The organism is Kushneria sp. AK178 (assembly GCF_053903105.1).
Map to the genome: position 1 here is coordinate 2,847,230 of NZ_CP096381.1, position 17,267 is coordinate 2,864,496.

A 17,267-nucleotide genomic window follows, 5' to 3' on the forward strand; every position below is an offset into this window, starting at 1 on the left:
TCAAGATTCATGCCAACGCCCACAGGGTCCAACAAAAGGGAAACCGTTTCGTTTATCGACATCGATGCTCCGAGCGGGAAGGCAAGTATGACATCCGGATACGCCAGCAGCAGCCATCGACCACCCTGACGGGAACAGGCACCTTATACACAACCCCACCACCCTGACAAGCGCGGACGCTCCGGGCCCGGTACAGAATTTGTAATAACGGGGACACCAATCACCAGGCTCGTCATGGTCGAGACCCGCAGTGCCTTTAGAGGCGCATGATGTCAAAATAAAAGGCCATCAGCATCAGCGAGGCGATCAGCGCCACGCCAATGCGCATGCCGAACGCCTGCACACGTTCCGAGACCGGCCGACCCCGCACGAGTTCAATGACGTAATACACCAGATGACCTCCGTCGAGCACCGGTACCGGCAAAAGATTCAGCACCCCGAGACTGATGGAGAGATAGGCCAGAAAACTGATAAAGGTTTCAAACCCCGACCGGGCCGAATCCCCTGCCACGCGGGCAATCGTGATCGGCCCGGACAGGTTGGAAGGGGAAATCAGCCCCGTGATCATCTTGCCGATGGCGCCCACGGTCAGGGAGGTCATTTCACCGGTACGCGACAGCGACTGACCCATGGCGCCCAGAGGCCCCCACGACAGCGTACGCTGATACTCCGGCGGCCAGCTGATACTGTCGGCGCCGGCCCCCATGAAACCGGTGGTGTTGCCGTTGTGCTCGCGCGCTTCGGGCGTGATCGTCAGCGAGATGTCGCGACCGTCGCGCTCTACCTGCATCTCGAGCGGCGTACCCGCAGAGGCCTGCACCCGGGACACCAGCGTCTCCCACTGCGAGACCGGCTGGCCGTCGACCGCCCTGATTCGATCACCCGCCTGCAGCCCGCCCCTTGCTGCCGGGCTGTCATCAAGGACCTGTCCGATCACGGGCGCCACGTCGGGCCGCCAGGGTGTAAAGCCCAGCGTACGCAGCGGCTCGGGTGGATCCTGACGCACCATGAAGCGGTCCACAGGAACCTGATGCGTCTCGAGCTGTCCCCGGTCATCGCGTGTTGAAATCTCGAGATCACCGCTGGTACCGATTTCGGCCACCAGCGCCAGATTGACGCCGTTCCAGTCCGGCGTCTGCCGTCCCTGAACGGCCACGATCTCCTGACCGCTCTGCAGGCCGCCGCGAGCGGCGGGCGAGTCCGGGCTGACCTCGCCCACCATGGGCACAATGGCCGTGGTGCCGACCATGAACATGATCCAGTAGGCCGCCACGGCCAGGATAAAGTTGGCCAGCGGCCCCGCGGCGACCACGGCAATGCGCTTGAGCACATGCTGACGATTGAAGGCCAGATGCTGCTCATCGGGGGCAACCGGGCCCTCACGCTCATCGAGCATCTTGACGTAGCCACCCAGCGGAATGGCCGCCAGGGCAAACTCGGTGCCATGGCGGTCAACGCGCGAGATCAGGGGCTTGCCGAAACCGACCGAAAAACGCAGCACGCGAACACCGCAGCGCCGCGCCACCCAGAAATGGCCGAATTCGTGAATCGTGATCAAAAGCCCCAGAACCACGATGACAGCCACGATGTTCTGCAGGATCCCCATGGTTATCCTCCGGCCGCCGTGACGGCGAGCCCGGCAATCACGCTTCGCGCCTCGTCACGGGCCAGGCGGTCATGCGCGAGAATGACATCAAGTTCATCGGCATCCTGCCTGTCGATGCGCCCCATAACGGTTTCGACCACGCCCGGAATGTCGGTAAAGCCGATGGCTCCTTCCAGAAAGGCATCCACCGCCACCTCGTTGGCCGCATTGAGCACTGCCGGCGCCGTGCCGCCGGTCATCATGGCCTCGCGGGCCAGCCGCAGGCAGGGAAAGCATTCGAGATCGGGTGCCTGAAAGTCAAGGCGTGCCACCGCGAAGAGATCCAGCGGTTCAACGCCGGCATCGATACGTTCGGGCCAGGCCAGGGCGTGCGCGATCGGCGTGCGCATATCGGGGTTGCCCAGCTGCGCCAGTACCGAACCATCGCTGTAGGCGGCCATGGAGTGGATCACGCTCTGCGGATGCACCACCACCTCGACCTGCTCGGGTGTGGCGTCAAACAGCCAGCACGCCTCGATCAGCTCGAGGCCCTTGTTCATCAGCGTGGCGCAGTCGACCGAGATCTTGCGTCCCATGGACCAGTTGGGATGGGCGCACGCCTCGGCCGGTGTCACCTGCGCCAGCGCTGCCAGATCGCGATCCCGGAAGGGACCGCCCGAGGCCGTCAGCAGCAGTCGGGTGATGCCATGCTGCTCGAGACCGCCGCGATGCTCGCGCGGCAGGCATTGAAAGATGGCGTTGTGCTCGGAGTCCAGCGGCAGCAGAACGGCACCGGAGCGTGCCACTTCACGCATGAACAGCGCACCGCTCATGACCAGCGCTTCCTTGTTGGCCAGCAGGACGCGTCGACCGGCGCGCACGGCTGCCAGCGTCGGCATCAGCCCGGCCGCTCCCACGATGCCGGCCACCACGACATCCGCCTCGCCGGCCACCTCGCACAGCGCCTGCTCGCCCCAGCTGACCCGGGTGGCCACCCCCTGCGCCTCGAGCGCCCGGCGCAATTGTTGAGCGGCTTCCTCGTTTCCCAGCACGGCATGTTCGGGCCGATGCTTCAGACACAGCGCCAGCAGCTTCTCAACGCTCGAGTGCGCTGTCAGCGCATATAGCCGATAGCGGTCAGGATGGCGTTCGATGACATCAAGGGCACTGGTACCGACCGAGCCGGTGGCCCCCAGCAGGGTGACAGTCTGCATGAAAGAGATCCTGAAAGCTGAAACGGATGGGAGGCACTAATAAGTGTGGTCCGGGCCGACTCGATTGCCCTCATCGATCGTCGAGCGCGGACCACAGCAGGCATACCGGCGGCGCTTAACCGATCCAGGGCGCCAGCAGGGCAAAAATGGGAATGGCGGCCGTCAGGCTGTCGATCCGGTCCAGCAGCCCGCCGTGGCCCGGCAGCAGGTTGCCGGAATCCTTGATGCCCCGATAGCGCTTGAGCATGCTCTCGTTGAGATCGCCCAGCACCGAAGCCGCCGTCACCACGGCACTGATGACAATCAGCACCAGCGTCTGACCGACCCCCATGCCCTGCCATAGTGCCATGAGCAGGGCCAGAACGACCGTGCCGCCCAGCGCCCCGTAGACGCCCGCCCAGGATTTACCGGGGCTGACACGGGGTGCCAGCTTGCGGTTGCCATAGGCGCGTCCGGCAAAATAGGCCGCAATATCGGCTCCCCAGACCAGAAACAGAACGTACAAAAGCCAGATCGGCGACTCACGCAGCAGCAGCAGGCCCACCCAGCAGGGCAGCAGCGCCCACAGCCCCATGGCATAGCGAACGCCACGACTCTGCCATTGATCAGCCTGCTCCGGGTAGCTGACCACCCAGTACAGACACAGCAGCCAGCCCGCCAGCGCAATCCACAGGGGCCAGGTGTGCAGGGCCGCTCCGGATGACCAGCCCAGCGCCATCAGGGCGATCACCGTGATGGTGAAAAGTGCCCGGTCCTTGAGGCTCTCACCACCGGAGAGGTTGGACCACTCCCAGGCCGAGGCTGCGACCAGTATGCCCACGAAGGTGGCAAACCAGCCGCCGCCCAGCACGAACAGCAGTACCAGTGACGTGGGTCCGATGGCCAGCGCTGTCATCACCCGTTGTTTAAGCACCCTGAACCTCGATCTGTTCGTCGGTCATGCCGAAGCGCCGCTTGCGGCCGGAATAGATGCCCAGCGCCTCGTCGAAGGCCTCGGCATCAAAGTCGGGCCAGTAGAGCGGTGAAAAGTAGAACTCCGCATAGGCCATCTGCCAGAGAATAAAGTTGCTGATGCGCTGCTCGCCGCTGGTGCGAATACACAGATCCACTTCCGGAATGCCTGTCGATGCCATTTCCCGGTCAAAGAGCGTCTCATCGATATCATCTGCCGCCAGCTGGCCGGCTTCCACCTGACGGGCCAGCCGCTGCGCCGCGCCGGTAATATCCCAGCGGCCGCCATAGTTGACCGCCACGATCAGTTTCAGGCCCTGATTGTGGCGCGTCAGCTGCTCGGCCTTGTCGATGGCGCGATTGAGTGACGACGACAGTTTCGAGCGGTCGCCGACAATGCAGAGGCGGATGCCATTCTTGTGCAGCCGGGACACTTCACGCTTGAGCGCCATGATGAACAGTTCCATCAGGGCGTTGACTTCCTGCGCCGGGCGCTTCCAGTTTTCACTGGAGAAGGCAAACAGCGTGATGGCCTCGAGATGATGTTCGGCCGCGCGCTTGATCACGGCCCTGACCGACTCTACACCGGCATGGTGACCGCGTACTCCGGACAGCCCCCGGGACTTGGCCCAGCGGTTGTTGCCGTCCATGATGATAGCCACATGCCGGGGCATGTTTAAAAACTTGTCAGGCGTCATGACTTCTCACTGCAGGCACGGCAGCGGCGCCGCGCCCTGAGTCGGATGGTTTCGGGCCCGGCGTTCAGACCTGCATCAGATCGCTTTCCTTCTGCTCCAGCGATTTATCGATCTCGGCAATGAAACGGTCGGTCAGCTTCTGGATGCCGTCTTCGGCCTGACGCTCTTCATCTTCCGAAATTTCCTTCTTCTTGAGAAGGGACTTGATGTCACCATTGGCATCACGACGGATGTTGCGTATAGCCACACGAGCGTGCTCGGCCTCGGAGCGCGCCTGCTTGATGTAGCCCTTGCGTGTCTCTTCGGTCAGGGGCGGCATCGGCACGCGGATCACGGTACCGGCGCTGGACGGGTTCAGCCCCAGATCGGCCATCATGATGGCCTTCTCGACCTTTTGCACCATCGACTTTTCCCATGGCACTACCGCCAGCGTTCGGGCATCCTCGACGTTGATGTTGGCCACCTGGGACAGCGGCATGTCGGAGCCGTAATACTCAACACGCACGGCTTCGAGAATGCTGGGGTGAGCACGCCCGGTGCGAATCTTGCCAAAGGTCGAATGCAGCGCGTCCACGCTTTTCTGCATTCGGGTTTCGGCGTCCTTCTGGATCTCGTTGATCACTTTGTAAATCCTCTGCTCAGCCTTGTGTTACGCCGGGCCGTTGTCGACGATAGTGCCTTCACGACCACCCATGACAAGATTCAACAGTGCGCCGTGGCGTGTCATGTCAAAGACGCGAACCGGCATATCATGGTCACGCACCAGACAGATGGCGGTCAAATCCATGACGCCGAGCTTCTGGTCGAGTACATCATCGTAGCTGAGTCGCTCATACTTGGCGGCATCGGGATTGTTGACGGGGTCCTTGTCGTAGACGCCGTCGACCTTGGTGGCCTTGACGACCACGTTGGCATCGATCTCGATACCGCGCAGGCAGGCAGCACTATCGGTCGTAAAGAAGGGGTTGCCGGTGCCTGCCGAGAAGATCACGACATCACCGGAGGTCAGGTAGCGGATGGCCGTGCGGCGATCATAATGCTCGACCACACCGCTCATCGGAATGGCGGACATGACGCGCGAGCGGATATTGGCGCGCTCCAGCGCATCACGCATGGCCAGCGCATTCATGACCGTGGCCAGCATGCCCATGTGGTCACCGGTCACCCGGTCCATGCCGGCTTCGTGCAGCGCCGCTCCGCGGAACAGGTTGCCACCGCCGACCACGATACCCACCTGGACACCAATGCCCACCAGCTGGCCGATTTCAAGCGCCATGCGATCAAGAACCTTGGGATCAATACCGAAATCCTGTTCGCCCGTCAGCGCCTCACCCGAGAGCTTGAGCAGAATACGCTTGTACTTGGCGCTACGTTCAGTATTGGGGGGCATGTGACATCCTCCTGATGGCCCGAGGGGAGAAAACGTGAGGTGTATTGCCGGCCATGTCGATCATGTGTCATGGCCGGTCAGATACGCGAAGGCGTGCGCGAACGCACGCCTTCAAAACATCTGTCGCCAAACCTGACGACAGACGGGAAGCGGCACGCGCAATCAGCTGCGACGCGCCTGCTCCATGACTTCCTTGGCGAAGTCGACTTCTTCCTTCTCGATACCTTCGCCGACTTCAAAGCGCACAAAGCTAACAACTTCAGCGCCTGCCTGCTTGGCGTATTCGGCCACGGTCACATTCTGATCCTTGACGAAGGGCTGATTGATCAGACTGTTCTCGGCAAGGTACTTCTTCAGACGACCCTGTACCATCTTTTCGGCGATTTCGGCAGGCTTGCCGGCCATGTCGGGCTGCGCCAGGATAATCGCCTTCTCGCTGTCGAGCTCGGCCTGGGGCATCTTCTCGGGATGCGAGACCGACGGATTGATCGCTGCCACGTGCATGGCGATATCGCGAGCGACGTCCTGGTTGCCACCGTCGAGTACCACGACCGCACCGATACGATCGCCGTGGACGTAGGCACCGACGCTGCCGCCTTCAGGCGCATCGATCACGGCCGCGCGACGCACGGTAATATTCTCGCCGATCTTCTGCACCAGCTGTGCGCGGGTATCTTCCAGCTCGCCTTCCATGATGGCAGCGACGTCTTCACTGCGGGTGTCGAACACCTTGTTGACGACTTCGGTGGCGAAGTTGCGGAAATTGTCATCGCGGGAAACGAAGTCGGTCTCGGAGTTGACTTCCAGCATTACCGCGGTGCTGCCGTCTTCGGCAACACGGGTCAGCACGGCGCCTTCGGCAGCCACGCGACCCGCTTTCTTGGCGGACTTGAGGCCTGCATTCTTGCGCAGGTTTTCAATCGCGGTATCGATGTCACCATCGGCTTCGGAGAGCGCCTTTTTGCACTCCATCATGCCAAGCCCGGTGCGCTCGCGTAGCTGCTTGACCAGAGATGCGCTGATAGCTGCCATGTCATGAACCTCTGTTGAATCATGTATTCGGTTCCGGACACGCCGGAACGAGAAGAAAAATCGGTAGCATCGTAAAATGACAGCCTCGAGACAAGCGGCGGTCGCCGTGACCGACGCGGTGTGCTGCCTCAAAAAAGGGGCCCTTGAGCCCCCTTGTGCACTGTCATTGACAGACACCGGCAGCGGACTCACCTGCCGGTGCTGATGACATTACTCGGAAGTCGTCGATGCCGCTTCGGCAGTTTCGTCGACTTCAACGAACTCGTCCGGACGCCCTTCCTTGGCCTTGGCGCAGGCGTTGGCAATGGCCTGCACGTAGATCTGGATGGCGCGAATGGAGTCGTCGTTACCCGGGATGATGTAGTCAACACCGTCCGGATCGGAGTTGGAATCCACCACACCGATGACCGGAATTCCCAGCTTGTTGGCTTCGTTGATCGCGATGCGCTCGTGATCAACGTCCACCACGAACATCACGTCCGGCAGGCCGCCCATGTCCTTGATGCCGCCGATGGAACGCTCGAGCTTGTCCTGCTCGCGCGTGGCCATCAGGACTTCCTTCTTGGTCAGCTTGTCGAAGGTGCCGTCCTCGTGCATGGCTTCAAGCTCACGCAGACGCTTGATCGACTGACGAATGGTCTTGAAGTTCGTCAGCATGCCGCCCAGCCAGCGATGGTTGACGAAGGGCTGACCCACGCGGGTCGCTTCTTCGGCAACGATCTTGGCAGCCGCACGCTTGGTGCCGACAAACATGATCTTGTTGTTGTTGGCGGCCATGCGCTCGACCACGGAGACGGCTTCGTTGAGTGCCGGCAGCGTATGTTCGAGGTTGATGATGTGAATCTTGTTACGAGCGCCGAAGATGTACTTGCTCATCTTCGGGTTCCAGTAACGGGTCTGGTGACCGAAGTGGGCACCTGCCTTGAGCAGGTCACGCATATTGACTGACATGATGACTCTCCTGAGTATCGGGTTAAGCCTCCACGTACCCCATGGGTCCGACCGTTGTCACGGCACCCGGGACCATGTGTCGGTACATGTGTGGTCTCTTTGGTGGTTCAGACGCTTTCGCATGCATCTGCCACGGCACAAGTCTGTCATACCGGGACACGGATTGCAGGAAAACGCGCGGCTTTATACCATATAACGCTGTCAGGATGAAGCCGAACCTTTGTTGATCACTGTCCCGCCTGCGCGCGGACGTGGTTCCCTCGCCCTTGCACGGCTTCCCATTTCGCTTACCACGAGTTGCCATGAACATCCCCATCCATAATGCCGAAGATATCGACAAACTGCGCACTGCAGGCCGCCTGGCCGCCAGCGTACTGGAGATGATCGAACCCCACATCCGCCCGGGCATCTCCACCGGCGAAATCGACCGCCTGTGTCAGCACTACATCGAAAACGACATCGATTCCATCTCGGCCACCATCGGCTATCACGGCTACCAGCATGCCACCTGCATCTCGCTCAACCATGTGGTCTGCCACGGCATTCCCGACTTCGGCAAGAAGCTCAAAAAGGGCGACATCTTCAATATCGATGTCACCATCATCAAGGATGGCTACTACGGCGATACCAGTCGCATGTTCGTCGTGGGCGACAACATCAAGGGCGAGCGCCTCTCGCGCGTGGCGCAGGAATGCCTGTATGAAGCCATGAAGGTCATGCGACCGGGCGTGTGGCTCTCCGATATCGGTCGTGCCATCGAAACCCACGCCAATGACAACGGCTACAGCGTGGTCCGCGACTTCTGCGGTCACGGTATCGGCCGCAGCTTTCACGAAGACCCGCAGGTGCTGCACTACGACGGCTACAATGAGCACAACGACGCCGAACTCAAGGAAGGCATGTGCCTGACCGTCGAGCCGATGATCAACGCCGGCGGCTGGCAGACCCGGGTACTCAGGGATGGCTGGACCGCCGTCACCCGTGACAAGAGCCTCTCCGCCCAGTGGGAGCACACCCTGATCGTCACCGCCGATGGCGTGGAAGCCACGACCGTGCGCCATGACGAGGACCTGGGCTTTCTGACAGACTGACCTGCCGGTTGTCGTGTTTTTCGACCCGCTGCCCCGAATCAAAAAACACGATAAACGCTGTCGCTCACTGCCACCGGAGTCATGATCCATGCTGCTGCATCACTATCGGTTCACTCCGGATACCACCCTGATCGATATCGGGGCCCTGAAGGCGCGCCTTGACCGGGACGCCTCCCCCATCGGGGCCGTTCGGGACGTGCTGGCCGACATTCGCACGCGTCTGGATGAGCGCTTTCGCGGCGGCGCGGATATCCGCGACCTGGTGCACGGCCGGGCCTGGTGCATCGATCAGCTGCTGGCCCTTTTGTGGTCACGTTTTGACTGGGATGATGACGGCATCGCCCTGGTTGCCGTGGGCGGCTACGGCCGCGGTGAGCTGCACCCGCACTCGGACATCGACCTGATGATCCTGCTGGCAGACGATGACGACACACCCTATCGGGAATCGTTGACCGGCTTTATCACGATGCTCTGGGACATCGGTCTCGATATCGGCCATAGCGTACGCTCGCTGGCCGACTGCGAGCGCGAGGCGCGCGACGATGTCACCGTCATTACCAATCTACTGGAAACACGCTGTGTTGCCGGCTTTGAGCCGCTGCTGGAACGCATGCGCGAGCGGCTGAACCGGCTGGAGACCTGGAACAGCGAGGCCTTTTTTCAGGCCAAGCTGGATGAACAGAAGGCGCGTCACCAGCGCTTCAACAACTCCGAGCATCAGCTCGAACCCAACATCAAGGGCTCGCCCGGCGGTCTTCGTGACCTTCAGACCGTGACCTGGATCGCCAAGCGCCACTTTGGCACCAACATCATCGACGTTCTGATGCAGCGCGGCTTCATGACCGATGCCGATGTCCGCATTGCCAGCCAGAGCCGCGCCTTTCTATGGCAGGTGCGCTACGCCCTGCACATGATCAACGGCCGTGCCGAGGATCGACTGCTGTTCGATCACCAGCGCACCATCGCAGCCCTTTTCGGCTATCACGACACGCCCGAGCGGCTGGGCGTCGAAGAGTTCATGCGGCGCTATTACCGGGTGGTGACGGCGCTGGTCGAACTCAATGACATGCTGATCCAGAACTTCGAGGAGAATATCCTCCAGCATGGCCGGGACCCCGACGTCGTACCGCTCAACAATCGCTTCGAACTGCACGGGCGCTACCTGCGCATCCGCTCGCCCGGTGTTTTCAAGCGCCGCCCGTCCGCCCTGATCGAAATGTTCGTGCTGCTGGCCCAGCATCCCGACATCGAGGGCGTGCGCGCCGCCACCATTCGCGCCATCCGCGACCATCGCCATCTGATCGACAATGGCTTCCGGGCCGATCTGCGCAATCGCGGCCTGTTTCTCGAGCTGCTGCGCGGCGGCGGCATGGTGTCGCGAGAGCTGGGGCGCATGGCGCGCTATGGCATTCTGGGCAAGTACCTGCCCCGCTTTGGCCACATCATTGGCCTGATGCAGCACGACCTGTTTCACATCTACACGGTCGATGCCCATACCCTGCGCGTGCTGGATGTCATCCAGCGCTTTCGAACGCCCGAAGGGCGCGAGGAGTACCCCCTGTGCGCCACGCTCATGACACGCGTGCCCAAGCTCGAACTGCTGTGGATCGCCGGGCTCTATCACGATATTGCCAAGGGCCGCGGCGGCGATCACTCGCAGCTGGGGGCGCGCGATGTTCAGGGCTTTTGCAACCGCCACGATGTACCGCGGCGCGATACGCATCTGGTCAGCTGGCTGATCGAGCATCACCTGCTGATGTCCACCACCGCCCAGAAGCGTGACATCAGCGACCCGGAAGTCATCCGTGAATTTGCCGCCATCGTTCATGATGAAGTGCATCTCGACTACCTCTATCTGCTGACGGTGGCCGACATCAACGCCACCAATCCCACGCTCTGGAACAGCTGGCGCGCCGCGCTGCTGCGCCAGCTGCACGGCGAGACGCGACGCGTACTGCGACGCGGGCTTGAAAATCCGCTGGACCGCCAGGAGTGGATCGAGGAGACGCGCGAGGAGGCCCGTGCCCTGACCCAGTGCATGGGCAATGAATGCCGGGCCGTGGATGCCCTTTGGAAAACTCTGGGCGATGATTACTTCCTGCAGTACAGCGCCAGCGAAATCGTCTGGCACACCCAGGGGATCCTGCAGGCCGGCGTCGAGGTCATGCCGCTGATCCTGATCAGCGCCCCGACCGAGGACATGACCGACGGCGGCACCAAGGTCTTTATCCATACCCGCTCGGTCAACAACCTGTTTGCCGCCACGGCCGCGGCCATCGATCAGCTGGATCTGTCCATCCACGACGCCCGCATCGCCACCTCAAGCAATGACTGGACACTCAACACCTTCATCCTGCTCGACGGTGACGGCCAGGCCATTCGCGACCCCGACCGGCTCAAGGAGATTCAGGCGCATCTGGTCGAGGAACTCGACGACCCCGACGATTACCCGCGCATCGTCAAGCGTCACACCTCGCGCCAGCTCAAGCACTTTCGGGTGCCGACCCGGGTGCTCATCGAGCAGGACGAGGCCAACCAGCGCACGGTGCTGGAGCTGATCGCGGCCGACCGCCCGGGGCTGCTGGCCCATGTGGGACAGATTTTCATGAGCTTCGATATCGCCCTGTCCGGTGCCAAGATCGCGACCCTGGGCGAGCGGGTCGAGGACGTTTTCTTCATTACCGACACGACCGGCGCCCCGCTGACGGACCCCGGGCTTCAACAAGCGCTGAGCGATCGCCTGCGCAGCGTGCTCGATGCCGAGGCCGGTATCGCCACGACCGGATAGACATCGACGATCGATAGCAGCGTTTTTACCGATTTGAGCCCTGCCATACAGGGCGCCTATAATCGCCGCCCAATGCGCCACAAGAGACATTGCCATGCTGAAGCTTTATGGTCTTTCCAACTGTGACCGCTGCCGGCGCGCCCGCCGTCGACTCGAAGACGAAGGGCACGACGTCGAAATGATCGACCTGCGTCGCCTGGCCGATCAGGGCAAACTGGAAGCGGCCCTTCAGCATCTTCTGACGCACGTGGACTGGTCCACGCTGCTCAACCGGCGCAGCACCACCTGGCGCGGACTGGATGAGCACGAGCGCACCGATCTGGACCAGAGCCGTGCCGTTGGGCTGCTCGGGACACACCCGAGCCTGATCCAGCGCCCGGTGCTTGATACCGGCACTCAGGTACTGGTGGGCAAGGCCGCCGACGACTGGACGGCCTGACCCTCCCCGTTGATTCAAGGAGTTTTTCATGCTGAGTTTTGCACTGGGTATCGGTACCCAGAACCGCCAGGGCGACTGGCTCGAGGTCTACTATCCCGCCCCGCTGCATACCCCGGACCGCGCCCTTGTCGACACCGTGCGCCAAACGCTCGGCGCGCCCGAAGGCAACGTGGCAGTGAGCTTTCTGCCCGAGCACTGCGACAGCCTGGCCGAGGCCCTGAGCCACGCCGGCAACGACGCGCAGGCCGATATCGCCCGCGCCATGGCGGACAGCCGTCGGCCGCTGGTCGCCATGATCCTGGAAGAGGATCGCGCCCCGGAAAGCGTCCCCGAGGTGTATCTCAAGCTGCATCTGCTGTCGCATCGTCTGGTCAGGCCTCACGGCCTCAAGCTCGACGGCATGTTCGGTCTGTTGAAGAACATCGCCTGGAGCAGCGAGGGGGCCATCGATATCGAGGAGCTCGACGATCGCCGCCTGAAAGCGCGTCTGGAAGGCCGTGCCCTGTCCGTTGACTGTGTCGACAAGTTCCCGAAGATGACCGACTACGTGGTCCCGAAGGGCGTGCGCATCGCCGACACGGCGCGCGTTCGCCTGGGCGCCTATCTGGGCGAAGGCACGACCGTCATGCATGAAGGCTTTTGCAACTTCAATGCCGGCACTGAAGGCCCGGGTATGGTGGAAGGGCGCATCGCGGCCGGCGTCATGCTGGGCAGCGGCTCTGACCTGGGCGGCGGCGCTTCGACCATGGGCACGCTTTCCGGCGGTGGCAATATCGTCATCGGCACCGGTAACAACTGCCTGATCGGCGCCAACGCCGGCATCGGCATTCCGCTGGGCGATCGCTGCACCGTCGAAGCCGGCCTCTACATCACCGCCGGCGCCAAGGTGGCAGTGCTCGACGACCAGGGCGAACTGGTAGAGACCGTGGCGGCGCGCCAGCTGGCCGGACAGAGCGATCTGCTGTTTCTGCGCCACTCCCAGACGGGCCGCCTGGAGTGCCGCACCAACAAGAGCGCCATCGCACTCAACGACGCCCTGCACGCCCATAACTAAAGGGCCGTCAGCACTGTCCATGCATCCGGGCGCTCCCGAGAGCGCCCGTTGACCGAACGAGAGCCATGCAAAAGGTTTCCGACAACACCGCTGCTGACAGGCAGGTACCGGGCGAGACACTATCGCTGGCGCTCGATCTGATCTCGAGACCCTCCGTCACCCCGGAGGACGCCGGCTGTCAGACGCTGATCGGCGAACGGCTCGCGCAGCTGGGCTTCGAGCTGGAGTGGCTGGACCAGGGCGGGGTGCGCAACCTCTGGGCCGTGCGCGGCCACAGCGGCCCTACGCTGGTACTGGCAGGCCATACCGATGTCGTACCGACCGGCCCCGAGCATCTCTGGCAAACGCCGCCCTTCTCGCCCTGCATCGATGACGATGGCTATCTGCGCGGACGCGGCGCGGCCGACATGAAGGGGTCACTGGCGGCGATGGTCACGGCCGTCGAGCGTTTCGTGACCGCCCATCCGGATCATCCGGGGCGCATCGCCTTTTTGCTGACCAGCGATGAGGAGGGCCCGGCCCGGGAGGGGACCCGCGCGGTGGTGGAGATCCTGCGGGCACGGGGCGAGAGCATCGACTACTGCATTGTCGGCGAGCCCTCCGCCGAGGCGCACTTTGGCGATGTCATCAAGAATGGCCGCCGCGGCTCGCTCAACGGTGTGCTGCGTATCCAGGGGGTGCAGGGCCACGTGGCCTATCCCCAGCTGGCGCGCAACCCCATTCACCAGGCCATGCCGGCGCTGGCGGCACTGGTCGCCGAACAGTGGGACAGTGGCAACGCGTTCTTTCCGCCGACCAGTTTTCAGATCTCCAACCTTCACGGCGGCACCGGGGCCAACAACGTCATCCCCGGGGAGCTGGAGGTTACCTTCAACCTGCGCTTTTCCACCGAAGTGACGGCGCAGGCGCTCAAGGCGCGCATCGAGGCCCTGCTCGATACCCATGAGCTTGACTGGCATATCGACTGGCAGCTCTCCGGTGAGCCCTTCATGACCGTACCGGGCGCGCTGACCGAGGCCGTCAGCGCGGCGCTGGCCGATATCACCGGATCAGCCCCCCGACTCTCCACCGGCGGTGGCACCTCCGATGCCCGCTTTATTGCCACACTGGGGCCGCAGATCATCGAGTTCGGCCCGCGCAACGCTACCATCCATCAGCGTGATGAGCGCATTCTCGCCTCGGACCTTGACCTGATGCGTCAGGCCCTTGAATCCACCCTTGACCGGCTGCTGCGATAACCCATGGAGCACTATCCAGATATCGAGGTCTACCTTGCCTGCAATGATGCCAGCCGCATCTCGCAATGGCTCGGTCAGGCGCTCGACACCCCCGTCACGCTCGAACGCGCCGGCAAACAGCAATGGCGGGCAGCGCCTGTCTACAAGGGGCAGCGCCTGCCCGTGCTGCTGGTCGAAAATGCCGCCGACCGTCTGGCCAGTCTCTGGTTCGACAGCGACCTCACACCCTGGCCGCGGGATGTTGACTGTGCCCGCGCGGCCAGTGCCGCGCTTGAGTGCGAGGTGCGCTGTTCGCTGGGCGGCTGGCAGCCCGGCGATGACCCCGACCGGTTTTTCCGGGTGCTCGCCGATGGCAGTGAGGGCGTGATCCACTGGCCCGATGCCGGCGACCAGCCCAAAAGGAAGTGACAGCCGCCGGACAAGAGAACGCCCCGCGACGCGGGGCGTTTTCACGAGGCATCAGGCACTCGACAGGGCAGATATTCCCGTCAGGTAATGACGGTCACATCCTCGGCCTGCAGACCGCGTTCGTTTTGAATGGAGTGGTAACGTACCCGCTGTCCCTCGGCGAGCGTACGGTGGCCCTTGCCGCGAATGGCACGAAAATGGACGAACACGTCCTCGCCACCATCGCGGGTGATGAAGCCGTAGCCCTTGTTGACGTTGAACCACTTGACCACGCCGATCTCGCGATCATCCTTTTCGACTTCCATCACGCTGGAAAGCGTGGGAGTCAGCACATGCATGGCAAGTGTTGCGGTCTCGAGCGCCACAAAGGCCGCCACGGCAGACAGCGCCCAGACAACGACCAGGCCTGAATCGGCGGCCATGTTTTCGATAACGACAGGACTTGCAAGATAGACAAGAAAACCTGCGAGAAGCGGCGTTAAAAGCGCCAGCAGCAGGCTGATAACGGTACAGCGCCAGATGGTTTTTGCACTCATGACGATACTCTGTTCCAAACGTTTATCGGATTGTTTAACCAGCGGTTCGCACCCCGACTATTCCCGTAATGCCCTTGTTCACGGGGTGTGAACCCAGCCACCGGCTTTTTGGCCGGATGTTTAACGTACGGAGATCAACGACATGACAACACCTCCGCAACATGATGATTCTAACATGTACATTGACACTACGCTTAAGCAGGTGATAGAGCGCATCAACGACATGGAGAGCCGTCTTGCCTGGCAGGAGGACTGGCTGGAGCGTCTGGACGAGACCCTGATCACCCAGAACGCCACCATTGAAAGGCTCGAGCGTCTGTGCAATCTCATGGCTCAACGTCTGGGCGAGCAGCGCGAAAGCCTCGAATCCCTGCAGGCCGACAGTGCCGAAGAGCGCCCGCCCCACTATTGAATCGGACATCGGGGCAATGGACACAAAAAAGGGGAAGGCCGAAGCCTCCCCCCTGATCACATCGCGGTCGTGACCGCTGTCACTTACCAGGCCGAATGCGGCACGCTCGGGTCGAGCCCGTCGAGATAGCGCTCGGCATCGAGCGCCGCCATGCAGCCGCTACCGGCCGAGGTAATCGCCTGACGATAGATTTGGTCGGCCACGTCACCGGCGGCAAAGACGCCCGGAATGCTGGTGGCGGTCGCATTGCCATGAAGGCCCGACTTGACCGTGATATAGCCGTCCTTCATGTCGACCTGCCCCTGGAACAACTCGGTATTGGGGCGATGCCCGATGGCCACGAACAGTCCCGGCGCCTCGAGCTCGCGCGTACTGCCATCCGTCATGGATTTGAGCCGGACACCAGTGACGCCGGAGTCATCGCCGAGCACTTCCTCGACCGTGGTGTTCCACTCGATCGCCATGTTGCCATTGTCGACCTTGTCGAACAGCTTCTGCTGCAGAATCTTCTCGGCCCGCAGGCTGTCGCGGCGGTGCACCAGCGTGACCTTCGAGGCAATGTTGGAGAGATAGAGCGCCTCTTCAACCGCGGTGTTGCCACCGCCCACGACCACCACTTCCTTGTTGCGATAGAAGAAACCATCGCAGGTGGCACAGGCGGAGACGCCCTGCCCCTTGAACCGCTCCTCGGACTCGAGACCGAGATACAGCGCGCTGGCGCCGGTGGCCACAATCAGGGCATCACAGGTATAGCTGCCGTTTTCACCCTTCAAACGGAAGGGGCGTTCGGTCAGTGTCACTTCATTGACGTGGTCGATGCGGACATCGGTATCGAAGCGTTCGGCATGACGACGCATGCGCTCCATGAGCTCGGGGCCCTGCACACCGCTGTCATCACCCGGCCAATTGTCGACATCCGTGGTGGTGGTCAGCTGCCCCCCCATCTCCATCCCGGTCAACAGCATCGGAGACAGATTGGCGCGGGCCGCATAGACCGCCGCGGAATAGCCGGCCGGGCCGGAGCCCAGAATAATCAGCGGATGATGGCTGGCATCACTCATGACATACCTCGGTAGAAATCGACAGGAATTGAATGGCGCCCAGTGTAACACTAGCCATGACGTGCTTCAGTGCCCGGGCGAACATGATGAAATGTGGCGTATTGTGGGCCCCCGTGCGGCCTGCAGCCAATCGGCGATGGCAATGACATTCATTGCCCGGCTCAGGCATCGTCATCACGTCCGAGCGTGACCGACTCCAGGGTGTCATCAAAGGGGGATATCGTCACCGTGACGACCATCGGTGCGCAGCACCATTGGCAGTCCACCCAGGTCACGTGAGAGCCCTGACTGGTGTCGATATCGATATCGTTCATGGCGTCGCAGTAGGGACAATCGTCCTGCCATGATATTAGCCATTGGTCGTACATAAAGGGCTTTCGCCTTGAAATACTTGAACGAAACGCGCGCTGAACTGTTAT

At 62.0% G+C, this 17,267-nt stretch carries 18 protein-coding genes; 7 read left to right on the top strand and 11 right to left on the bottom strand.

Translation table 11 applies throughout. The annotated features are described in order from the left end of the window. Positions 1–256: 256 nt before the first annotated feature. The 8 genes from rseP to rpsB form a co-directional block, all read right to left on the bottom strand. The gene (gene rseP, locus M1D97_RS13030) at positions 257–1,606 is read right to left on the bottom strand and encodes a sigma E protease regulator RseP (protein WP_456268157.1); all 1,350 of its coding nucleotides are present in this window, start codon (positions 1,604–1,606) and stop codon (positions 257–259) included. Between the two features lie 2 nt (positions 1,607–1,608). Continuing rightward, complete coding sequence (gene ispC, locus M1D97_RS13035; protein WP_456268158.1) at positions 1,609–2,799, bottom strand: 1-deoxy-D-xylulose-5-phosphate reductoisomerase; 1,191 nt, start codon at positions 2,797–2,799, stop codon at positions 1,609–1,611. A 115-nt stretch (positions 2,800–2,914) separates the two neighbouring features. Beyond that, on the bottom strand, positions 2,915–3,712 hold the full coding sequence (locus M1D97_RS13040) for a phosphatidate cytidylyltransferase (protein WP_456268159.1): 798 nt from the start codon (positions 3,710–3,712) through the stop codon (positions 2,915–2,917). Next, a complete protein-coding gene (gene uppS / locus M1D97_RS13045; RefSeq protein ID WP_456268160.1) occupies positions 3,705–4,448 on the bottom strand; it encodes a polyprenyl diphosphate synthase in 744 nt (247 codons plus the stop codon). The genes M1D97_RS13040 and uppS overlap by 8 nt, the downstream gene beginning before the upstream one ends. A 64-nt stretch (positions 4,449–4,512) precedes the next feature. Then, a complete protein-coding gene (gene frr / locus M1D97_RS13050; protein WP_456268161.1) occupies positions 4,513–5,070 on the bottom strand; it encodes a ribosome recycling factor in 558 nt (185 codons plus the stop codon). 27 nt (positions 5,071–5,097) lie between these two features. Next, the gene (gene pyrH, locus M1D97_RS13055; protein ID WP_456268162.1) at positions 5,098–5,838 is read right to left on the bottom strand and encodes a UMP kinase; all 741 of its coding nucleotides are present in this window, start codon (positions 5,836–5,838) and stop codon (positions 5,098–5,100) included. Positions 5,839–6,000: 162 nt separating this feature from the next. Next, the gene (gene tsf, locus M1D97_RS13060; protein ID WP_456268163.1) at positions 6,001–6,870 is read right to left on the bottom strand and encodes a translation elongation factor Ts; all 870 of its coding nucleotides are present in this window, start codon (positions 6,868–6,870) and stop codon (positions 6,001–6,003) included. Between the two features lie 210 nt (positions 6,871–7,080). Next, the gene (rpsB, locus tag M1D97_RS13065; protein WP_456270225.1) at positions 7,081–7,824 is read right to left on the bottom strand and encodes a 30S ribosomal protein S2; all 744 of its coding nucleotides are present in this window, start codon (positions 7,822–7,824) and stop codon (positions 7,081–7,083) included. A 299-nt stretch (positions 7,825–8,123) separates the two neighbouring features. Here rpsB and map point away from each other — a divergent pair, with 299 nt between their 5' ends. From map to M1D97_RS13095, 6 genes are all read left to right on the top strand, one after another. Further along, a complete protein-coding gene (map, locus tag M1D97_RS13070; protein ID WP_456268164.1) occupies positions 8,124–8,912 on the top strand; it encodes a type I methionyl aminopeptidase in 789 nt (262 codons plus the stop codon). An 88-nt stretch (positions 8,913–9,000) separates the two neighbouring features. Then, positions 9,001–11,700: a [protein-PII] uridylyltransferase gene (locus tag M1D97_RS13075; protein WP_456268165.1), complete on the top strand. Its 2,700-nt coding sequence runs from the start codon at positions 9,001–9,003 to the stop codon at positions 11,698–11,700. Between the two features lie 94 nt (positions 11,701–11,794). Next, on the top strand, positions 11,795–12,139 hold the full coding sequence (locus M1D97_RS13080; protein WP_456268166.1) for an ArsC/Spx/MgsR family protein: 345 nt from the start codon (positions 11,795–11,797) through the stop codon (positions 12,137–12,139). A gap of 28 nt (positions 12,140–12,167) precedes the next feature. Next, positions 12,168–13,193: a 2,3,4,5-tetrahydropyridine-2,6-dicarboxylate N-succinyltransferase gene (gene dapD, locus M1D97_RS13085; RefSeq protein ID WP_456268167.1), complete on the top strand. Its 1,026-nt coding sequence runs from the start codon at positions 12,168–12,170 to the stop codon at positions 13,191–13,193. 65 nt (positions 13,194–13,258) lie between these two features. Continuing rightward, a complete protein-coding gene (gene dapE, locus M1D97_RS13090; RefSeq protein WP_456268168.1) occupies positions 13,259–14,431 on the top strand; it encodes a succinyl-diaminopimelate desuccinylase in 1,173 nt (390 codons plus the stop codon). Positions 14,432–14,434: 3 nt separating this feature from the next. After that, the gene (locus M1D97_RS13095) at positions 14,435–14,839 is read left to right on the top strand and encodes a hypothetical protein (RefSeq protein ID WP_456268169.1); all 405 of its coding nucleotides are present in this window, start codon (positions 14,435–14,437) and stop codon (positions 14,837–14,839) included. A gap of 80 nt (positions 14,840–14,919) precedes the next feature. Here M1D97_RS13095 and M1D97_RS13100 read toward each other — a convergent pair whose 3' ends face one another. Then, positions 14,920–15,375, bottom strand: coding sequence for a cold-shock protein (locus M1D97_RS13100; RefSeq protein ID WP_456268170.1), 456 nt, complete (start codon positions 15,373–15,375; stop codon positions 14,920–14,922). Positions 15,376–15,550: 175 nt separating this feature from the next. Here M1D97_RS13100 and M1D97_RS13105 point away from each other — a divergent pair, with 175 nt between their 5' ends. Continuing rightward, the gene (locus M1D97_RS13105) at positions 15,551–15,787 is read left to right on the top strand and encodes a SlyX family protein (RefSeq protein WP_456268171.1); all 237 of its coding nucleotides are present in this window, start codon (positions 15,551–15,553) and stop codon (positions 15,785–15,787) included. A gap of 83 nt (positions 15,788–15,870) precedes the next feature. Here M1D97_RS13105 and trxB read toward each other — a convergent pair whose 3' ends face one another. Both trxB and M1D97_RS13115 read right to left on the bottom strand, forming a co-directional pair. Next, complete coding sequence (gene trxB / locus M1D97_RS13110) at positions 15,871–16,848, bottom strand: thioredoxin-disulfide reductase (protein WP_456268172.1); 978 nt, start codon at positions 16,846–16,848, stop codon at positions 15,871–15,873. A 161-nt stretch (positions 16,849–17,009) separates the two neighbouring features. Continuing rightward, on the bottom strand, positions 17,010–17,162 hold the full coding sequence (locus tag M1D97_RS13115) for a CPXCG motif-containing cysteine-rich protein (RefSeq protein ID WP_456268173.1): 153 nt from the start codon (positions 17,160–17,162) through the stop codon (positions 17,010–17,012). Positions 17,163–17,267: the final 105 nt, after the last annotated feature.